At 65.3% G+C, this 6426-nt stretch carries 5 protein-coding genes and 1 pseudogene; 1 reads left to right on the top strand and 5 read right to left on the bottom strand.

Annotated elements, in window-relative coordinates; translation table 11 throughout:
• From A2J02_RS09525 to ftsY, 4 genes and pseudogenes are all read right to left on the bottom strand, one after another.
• Positions 1-629 (bottom strand): annotated as a pseudogene (locus A2J02_RS09525) ([protein-PII] uridylyltransferase); the annotation flags it as partial.
• Complete coding sequence (locus A2J02_RS09520) at positions 619-957, bottom strand: P-II family nitrogen regulator (protein WP_019664269.1); 339 nt, start codon at positions 955-957, stop codon at positions 619-621. The pseudogene A2J02_RS09525 and the gene A2J02_RS09520, both read right to left, overlap by 11 nt.
• Positions 958-1029: 72 nt before the next feature.
• Entirely contained in the window at positions 1030-2319 is a 1290-nt protein-coding gene (locus tag A2J02_RS09515) for an ammonium transporter (RefSeq protein WP_176460509.1), read from the bottom strand.
• A 202-nt stretch (positions 2320-2521) separates the two neighbouring features.
• Positions 2522-3931 (bottom strand): signal recognition particle-docking protein FtsY, encoded by a 1410-nt coding sequence (ftsY, locus tag A2J02_RS09510; RefSeq protein ID WP_068049579.1) that lies wholly within the window; start codon positions 3929-3931, stop codon positions 2522-2524.
• A gap of 104 nt (positions 3932-4035) precedes the next feature.
• On the opposite strand from ftsY, the gene A2J02_RS09505 reads away from it, so the two are divergent.
• On the top strand, positions 4036-4668 hold the full coding sequence (locus tag A2J02_RS09505; RefSeq protein WP_068049570.1) for a pyridoxamine 5'-phosphate oxidase family protein: 633 nt from the start codon (positions 4036-4038) through the stop codon (positions 4666-4668).
• Positions 4669-4684: 16 nt separating this feature from the next.
• Here A2J02_RS09505 and A2J02_RS09500 read toward each other — a convergent pair.
• A partial coding sequence (locus A2J02_RS09500; protein ID WP_156516162.1) for an AAA family ATPase occupies positions 4685-6426 on the bottom strand: 1742 nt, incomplete at its 5' end.

The raw sequence follows: 6426 nt of genomic DNA, 5'->3' as shown, positions 1-6426 counted from the left end.
GACCACCGCCCGCGGGTCTGCTCGATCAGCTCGTCGAAGCGCCCTCGAATACCGTTGCGCCACTGGCGACGTACGCCGCCGATGAGGAGGTTGCTCAATTCGACGTCGCCGGCGATGTGCCGCGCCTCGAGCATGCCGAGAGATGCCGTCATGTCGGCCGCCGCCACCTGCAGAGCCTGTGGCACCGTTCGCACGCTGTGGTCGAGCTTGATGTGTGCGTCCCACAACGGGTACCAGAGCTTGTCGGCGACATCGGAGACGATGCGTGGTTCGAGATCGTCGTGCAGCAGTATCAGGTCCAGATCCGAGTACGGCAGCAGTTCTCGTCGAGCAAGACCGCCTACGGCGACGATCGCGAAACCGGAGTCCGGTTTGATCCCGAGCTCTGCACCTTTGGTGGTCAGCCAGAACTCGTGCAGATCGACCAGAGCCTGCCGGAGCGAGGGTGCATCGAGTCGACGATTGCGTGTTCCGCCGTCGAGCAATTGTTTTCTGGCCCGAGCGAGATCTGCTGCAGCATCGCTCGTGCCCTTCGATGCGGAGCCCATGGAGACCGAAGGCCCCGATCCTGACGCTTTCGCGCCAGAACCGGGGCCCACGGCCCGAGACCCTTTGGGGTCAGAGTGCATCAGCGCCACGTTCTCCGGTGCGGACTCGGATGACCGAGTCGACCGGGGAAACCCAGACCTTGCCGTCACCGATCTTGCCGGTGCGTGCAGCCTCGACGATGACCTCGACGACCTTCTCCACAGCGGCGTCGTCGACGACTACCTCGACACGGACCTTCGGGACGAAGTCGACGGAGTACTCCGCACCTCGGTACACCTCGGTGTGGCCCTTCTGGCGGCCGTATCCCTGAACTTCACTGACTGTCATTCCGAGTACGCCGGCCTGCTCCAGCCCCGTCTTGACGTCCTCCAGGGTGAACGGTTTGACGATTGCCGTGATCAGCTTCATTTTTGCTTCCCTTCACAAGACCTCGAGTGCCCGTTGTCGTACGGTGCAGCGTTCACGTCTATCTCTACCTTGTCAGGCGAAATCATATGCAGTCTCAGCGTGCTCGGCTTCGTCGATGCCGTTCGCCTCCTCCTCGTCGGAGACGCGCCAGCCGAGGGGCTTGAGCGCGAACGCGATGACCGCGGTGACGATGGCGGTGAAGACCAGCGCGAACAGTGCGATGACGATCTGCACGACGAGCTGCTTGTAGTCGCCGCCGTAGAACAGGCCGGTCTCGGATGCGAGGAAGCCGATTCCGATCGTTCCCCACAGTCCTGCGACGAGGTGAACGCCCACGACGTCGAGCGAGTCGTCGTAGCCGAACTTGAACTTCAGTCCGACCGCGAGTGCGGAGAGCACACCGGCGACGACGCCGAGGATCATGGCACCGACCGGCGTGAGCGTGCCTGCGGCCGGAGTGATGGCGACCAGACCTGCGACGATGCCCGAGGCGGCGCCGAGGCTGGTGGCGTGACCGTCACGAATGCGCTCGGTGATGAGCCAGCCCACGATCGCGGCTGCCGTGGCGGCGGTGGTGTTGACCCAGGCCACGCCGGCGATGCCGTCGGCGGCGAAGGCGGAGCCTGCGTTGAATCCGAACCAGCCGAACCACAGCAGTGCTGCGCCGAGCATGACGAACGGAAGGTTGTGCGGGCGGTAGGCGACCTTGCCGAAGCCTGCGCGCTTGCCGATGATGATCGCCAGAATCAGGCCGGCGATACCGGCGTTGATGTGCACCACCGTGCCACCGGCGAAGTCGATCGGAGCGACGCTGGCGACGAGTCCGCCCTCTCCGTCGTCGGTGGTTCCGAAGATCATTGCCGCCAGCCCGTTCTCGGATCCGGAGAGCAGTCCGCCGCCCCAGACCATGTGAGCCAGCGGGAAGTAGGCGAGGGTGACCCAGATACCGGCGAAGGCGAGCCAGGTGCCGTACTTGACACGGCCGGCGATCGAGCCGCTGATCAGTGCCACCGTGATGATGGCGAAGGTGACCTGGAATGCCACGTCGATGATGTTGGCGTAGCCCCATGCGCCGGCGATGTAGTTACCGTCGGCATCGGTGATCGAATCCTTGAGTCCGAAGAACTCGAACGGGTTGGCGAAGACACCGCCGATGTCCTGGGTTCCGTAGGACATCGACCATCCCCACAGGAAGTAGATGATCGAGACGACGGCCATTGCTCCGAACGACATCATCATCATGTTCAACACGGACTTCGACTGCGACATACCGCCGTAGAAGAACGCCAAGCCCGGCGTCATCAGCAGTACCAGCGATGCTGCCATCAGCATCCACGCGGCGTTGCCGGAGTTGGCCAACATATCCTCGGGACTCACGTACACCCTCCATTCTCCTGCACACCGGTTGGCGCGCCGTTACGCAAGAAGAGTGGTTTCACGAAGTTTCATCCGTGACACTCGGGTGTTTCGGGCATGTGAACGCATGACCGAATTCTGTTGCAAAAAGGTTTCGTGCTGGCGTTTGTGCTTTTGCCCCGGTTCGGAAACTACCCCCGAGTCGAGATCAGCCCAGCAACGCGTCGACGAAGGCACCCGGCTCGAACGGTGCCAGATCGTCGGCACCCTCGCCGAGACCGACTAGCTTGACGGGCACTCCGAGTTCACGTTGCACCTGAAAAACGATGCCACCCTTCGCGGTTCCGTCGAGCTTGGTCAGCACGACTCCCGTGATGTTCACGATTTCGGCGAAGACACGGGCCTGCGTCAGTCCGTTCTGGCCCACGGTTGCGTCGAGAACGAGCAGAACGTCGTCCACGCGGGCACGCTTCTCGACGACTCGCTTGACCTTGCTCAGTTCGTCCATCAGACCCGATTTGGTGTGCAGTCGTCCCGCGGTGTCGATCAGAACCACATCGACGCCGTTCTCGATCCCCTTGCTCACCGCGTCGAAGGCGACAGCAGCCGGATCCGCGGCCTCCTTGCCGCGAACCACCTCGGCACCCACTCGCTCGGCCCAGGTCTGCAGCTGATCGGCCGCAGCTGCGCGGAACGTGTCGGCGGCACCGAGCAACACCCGCCGCCCGTCCGCGACCAGCACGCGAGCCAGTTTGCCCGTGGTCGTGGTCTTGCCGGTTCCGTTGACCCCCACCACCAGCAACACCGCGGGCGCGCCGTCGTGCGGCAACGCGCGAATCGAACGATCGAACTCGGGGTGCAGCTGCGCCACGAGGATCTCGCGCAGCAGAGCCCTGGCGTCGGCTTCGGTGCGAATACTGCGCGCCGCCATCTGCTCACGCAGCGTCCGCATGATCTCCGCGGTGGTGGCCGAACCGATGTCGGCGATCAGGAGGGTGTCCTCGACCTCTTCCCACGAGTCCTCGTCCAGGTCGCCGCCGCCGAGGAGGCCGAGCAGGCTCTTGCCCACCGCGGACTGAGATCGTGCCAGCCGGCCACGGAGACGGTCGAGTCGTCCCTCGGTCGGTTCGATGGTGTCCAAGCGGCGAGGCGCGGGAGCAACGGTGTCGGCCACCGACGGCTCGGGAGCAACGGGATCTTCGACGGTGGCATCGGTTGCCGGGGCCTCCGGCTCGGACACCTCCGGTTCGATCCAGACGGTCTCCGATTCGACCGGTTCAGGCGTGGGTACCACCGGCGGCCGCTCGACCGGCGTGGACTCGACGGGAATGTTCTCGACCGGCTTCGCCTCGGCAGGCTTCGGCACGACCGGCTTCGGCTCGGGCCTGGGGGCCTTCGGGGCAACAGGCTCGGCTGTCGCCGTTCCCTGACTGAACGAGAAGCCGCTACCCGCGGTGTAGCCACCGGATTTGTCCTTGGTGGCCGCGCCCTCGATTCGCGCTGCCTCGTCCGACTTGAGGGACACTCTCCGGCGACGGGAGAGAACCAGCCCGACGACGAGGACGACGAGCAGGACGGCAGCGATCGCCGCGACGATGATCCACGCTTGGTTACTCACGTGGAACATCCTCTCAGGCGATCGCGTCCGTTCGTCACCGGTGGTGCACCGACCGTGAAAATGCGCTTCCCGCCCGCAAGTCCGTGTCGATAACATTCACGGTCATGGAGTGGACCACGGTGCGCGACGCCGCCGAACTGACCGAGATGTTCGGAGAGCCGAGCTTCCGAGCCGCCAACAAGGACCGGCGCACGCTGCACCCTCTGGACGTGCAGTGGCTCGCTGCCTCACCGTTCTGCCTCATCGGGACCTCGGACGCGAGCGGGCGATGCGACGTTTCGCCCAAGGGCGATCCGCCCGGGAGCCTGGTGCACGTCCTCGACGACGCCACGATCGCTCTCGCCGAACGGCCGGGCAACCGCCGGATGGACGGCTATCGCAACATTCTCGAGAACCCGTTCGTCGGGCTGAACTTCTTCGTCCCCGGTCGCGGTGACACCCTCCGCGTCAACGGTCGCGCTTCCTTGGTCACCGACGCCCCGTTCTTCGACGAACTGCAGGTCAAGGGCCACCGCCCGATCATGTGTCTGGTCGTCGACATCGAGCAGGTATTCCATCACTGCGCGAAGGCGTTCATGCGGTCAAAGCTGTGGCAGCCCGAGACCTGGGATGCCGACGCCATCCCCGACGTCGCGACGCTGACGAAAGCGTTGATTCCTCAGGCTCCCGAGACGGTGGAGGAACTGCGGGAATACTACGGTCCGTCCTACGCCGAACAGCTCTACCCGAAGCAGTAGCCACGGAGGACGCTGCTCAGGAGACGGTGTCGGATTCAGCGACCGCATCCGGCTCGGTCGGGTCCGGCTGTACTGCGTCCACTGCGACGCGTTCTCGGTTCAACCGCTGCGAGATGACCGTGGTGATTCCGTCGCCGCGCATGCTGACGCCGTACAGCGCATCGGCCACTTCCATCGTCGGTTTCTGGTGCGTGATGACGATCAACTGCGACTTCTCGCGGAGCTGCTCGAACAGTCCGATCAGTCGACGCAGGTTGGTGTCGTCCAGTGCTGCCTCGACCTCGTCCATGACGTAGAACGGTGACGGTCGGGCGCGGAAGATGGCCACCAGCATGGCCACCGCGGTCAGCGATTTCTCGCCACCGGAGAGCAGCGAGAGCCGCTTGACCTTCTTGCCGGGTGGGCGGGCCTCGACCTCGATTCCGGTGGTGAGCATGTCCGACGGGTCGGTCAGGATCAGTCGTCCTTCGCCGCCGGGGAAAAGCTTGGCGAACACCCCGGTGAATTCTCGTTCGACGTCGAGCCACGCCTCCGTGAAGACCTGCAGAATCCGTTCGTCGACGTCGGCGAACACGCCGAGCAGGTCCTTGCGCGCGGACTTGACGTCTTCGAGCTGGGTGGACAGGAAGTTGTAGCGCTCCTCGAGGGCGGCGAACTCTTCGAGAGCGAGCGGGTTCACCTTGCCGAGTGTCGCGAGGTCACGCTCGGCGCGTTTGGCGCGCTGCTCCTGAGTGGCGCGGTCGAACGGCATCGGGGCCGGTGCCACCACCTGCTCGCCCCGCTGCTTGGCTGCCTCGTACTCGGCCATCTCGAGTTCGGTGGGTGGCAGGGCCACGTCGGGCCCGTACTCGGCCACCAGATCGTCGAGGCCGATGCCGTGTTGCTCGAGAATCGTCGTCTCGAGTTGTTCGATCCGCAGCGCGGCCTGGGCGCGGGCCACCTCGTCCCGGTGCACGGCGTCGGTGATCGACGCCAGCTGCCCCTGCAGGGCTCGAACCTGCTCCTTGACCTTGTCGAGTTCGATTGTGCGCGTTGCACGTTCGGCAGAAAGCTCGTCTCGTCTACGGGCAGCGGCTGCCACGACCGTGGCCAACCGCGCAGCGACTTCCTCGCCCGATTCTCCGACCGCCGCCGCCACTGCGGCCGCATGCCGACGCGCCGCGCTCTCACGCTCGGCTCGCGCCCTGGCCTCACGCTCGGCTCGCGCCGCCCGTCGAAGCGAATCCGCCTTACCGCGCACGGACTGTGCGCGCTCTTCGGCGGTCCGTACGTTCAACCGAGCCTCGACCTCCACGGCACGCACTTCGGTCAGTGCCGCTGCCGCCATCTCCCGTTCCATCGTGGTCGCTGCGTCACTGCTCTCGCCGTCTCCCGCGAAACCCGACTGTTCGTCCTCGGCCGTCCGCAGACTTTCCTCGAGCTCGGCCAGCCGCGCAATCGCTTCCTCCCGGCTGGCCTCGGCAGAGCTACGCTGCGTCGTCAATCGCGCCGACTCGGCATGCGCCGAACGCGCCAGTTGACCCAATCGGCCCAACTGCTCGTACACCGCTGCCATGGCAGCATCGGATTCGTTGAGCGCCGCGAGCGCCTGCTCGGCCGATTCGCGCCGGTCCCGTTGTTCGTCCAACGCTCCCGACAGCGCTGCGTCGAGTTCCTCCGCGCGGCGGACTGCCGCTGCCAACTCCACGGTGGACGTGTCGATCGCCGACTGCACCTCGAGGGTGCTCGGACGACGATCCGAGCCGCCGGTGACCCAGC

Source organism: Rhodococcus sp. EPR-147 (assembly GCF_001647185.1).
GTDB lineage: Bacteria > Actinomycetota > Actinomycetes > Mycobacteriales > Mycobacteriaceae > Rhodococcoides.
This window is presented reverse-complemented; position numbering and strand designations above follow the sequence as displayed.

Bases quoted from the DNA above. Each gene is read 5' to 3' on its own strand.
- A2J02_RS09520 (WP_019664269.1), bottom strand. From the start codon at position 957: ATGAAGCTGATCACGGCAATCGTCAAACCGTTCACCCTGGAGGACGTC.
- A2J02_RS09515 (WP_176460509.1), bottom strand. From the start codon at position 2,319: ATGTTGGCCAACTCCGGCAACGCCGCGTGGATGCTGATGGCAGCATCG.
- A2J02_RS09505 (WP_068049570.1), top strand. From the start codon at position 4,036: ATGGAGTGGACCACGGTGCGCGACGCCGCCGAACTGACCGAGATGTTC.